Below are 1,727 nucleotides of genomic sequence, written 5' to 3' on the forward strand. Positions count from 1 at the left end.
CCTCCGGCGCGGCGACGTCACCACGTGCAGCGCTGATCGGGTCGTCGGACAACAGTGCCATGAGCGCATCGAGGTCCTCGTCCACCGCGTCCCGCAGCGTCACCTCGCCGGAGCGTGTGGTCAGGCGGACAGGCAGGGCGAGGTCGTTGAGCACGATCCCACCCTGCCCGACCTGACCGGGCGGTCCCGGTTCAGGGAACGGTGTGTCCGGCCGCGGTGAAGATCCGGTACCACTCCTCGCGCGACAGCTCGACGTCCGAGCCGGCGGCCGAGTCCCGCACGCGCTGCGGGTTCGTCGTGCCGAGGACGACCTGGAAGTGCGCGGGGTGGCGGGTGATCCACGCGACCGCGATGCCGGTCGGGGTGACTCCGTGCGCGGCGGCGACCTCCTCGAGCACGTCGTTCAGCTCGGCGTACTGCTCACGGTCGCCCAGGAAGACGCCGTCGAAGAAGCCCTTCTGGAACGGCGACCAGGCCTGCAGCGTGATGTCGTTGATGCGCGAGTAGTTGAGGATGTCGTTGTCGCGGTCGACCGACTGCTCGAGGCCGCCCATGTTCGCGGTCAGGCCCTGCGAGATCACGTTGGCGTGCGTGATGCTCAGCTGCACCTGGTTGAACGCGAGCGGCTGGCGGACGTGCTTCTTGAGCAGGTCGACCTGGCCGGGGGTGTGGTTCGAGACGCCGAAGTGGTGCACCTTGCCGGCGGCGTGCAGCTCGTCGAATGCCTTCGCGACCTCTTCCGGCTCGACCAGGGCGTCGGGGCGGTGCAGCAGCAGCACGTCGACGTACTCGGTCTGCAGTGCCTCGAGCGACTCGTGCACGGACTCGAGGATGTGCTCGTACGAGAAGTCGAAGTACGCGCCCTTCGGCGTCGGCCGGATGCCGACCTTGGTCTGCAGCACGATCTCGGCGCGTTCCGCGGGCGTCAGCGTGACGGCGGCGCCGAACCGCTCCTCGCAGCCGTGCCACTCGCCGTAGACCGCGGCGTGGTCGAACATGTTCACGCCCGCATCGCGCGAGGCGCTGTAGAGCGAACGGATGCCCTCGTCGCTCATGTCGTTGATCCGCATCAGTCCGACGACGACGTCGGAGGCGGTGAGGTCTGTCTGTGGCAACTCCAGTGTCTTCACGTCGTCGATCCTGCCAGCCGGTCCCCGGCACAGGCAGGCCCTGCCAGTACCTCAGGCGCGTTCGGGCAGCAGGACGGCGAGCACCTCGGAGCCGTCCGTCCACGTCCCGGTCAGCGTCTCGCCCTCGGGCAGGGCCAAACCGACGACCCGAGCGACGACGATCGTGCCGTGGTCGGTCGCGATCGCGGTCGCCGCGGCGTGCAGCGCGAGCGCGCGTCTCGGGTAGCCGAGCCGGTCCCAGGCGCGCACCGCCTCGGACGGAGGCGATTCTGCGAGGTCGCGAGGCGTCGGCCACCGGGTGAGCCACGCCTCCAGACGGGGGATCACGCGCGCGACCTGCGTCTGCTGCAGCATGATCTCGCTGACCAGGGTGCCCCAGGCGGGGAAGCCGGGGCGGCGCCACGGCAGGTCCCGCGCCTGCTGCCGGAACCACGCGATCAGCGGGGTCGCGATGTCGGGCTGTTCCGGCGTGGCCGGTTCCTGCACACCGGCTCCCGCGGTCGGGTTGTCCACATTCTGTCTGGAGGCCCGACTCGCGTTCACCACGACAGCCTACGGTGGACGCATGGCACGCTGGGCACCCGCAGAGACCGACAC

1 protein-coding gene and 1 pseudogene are annotated in these 1,727 nt (G+C 69.9%); both read right to left on the reverse strand.

All coding sequences use genetic code 11. The features are described 5' to 3' along the window. Positions 1 to 191 precede the first annotated feature (191 nt). Positions 192 to 1,130 carry an aldo/keto reductase gene (locus BACI9J_RS22695; protein ID WP_017887933.1) on the reverse strand — a complete coding sequence of 313 codons (939 nt, stop codon included), beginning with the start codon at positions 1,128 to 1,130 and terminating at the stop codon, positions 192 to 194. A gap of 156 nt (positions 1,131 to 1,286) precedes the next feature. Beyond that, positions 1,287 to 1,616 (reverse strand): annotated as a pseudogene (locus tag BACI9J_RS22700) (A/G-specific adenine glycosylase); the annotation flags it as partial. Positions 1,617 to 1,727: the final 111 nt, after the last annotated feature.

Source organism: Arthrobacter sp. 9V (genome assembly GCF_902506065.1).
Classification (GTDB): Bacteria; Actinomycetota; Actinomycetes; order Actinomycetales; family Micrococcaceae; genus Arthrobacter.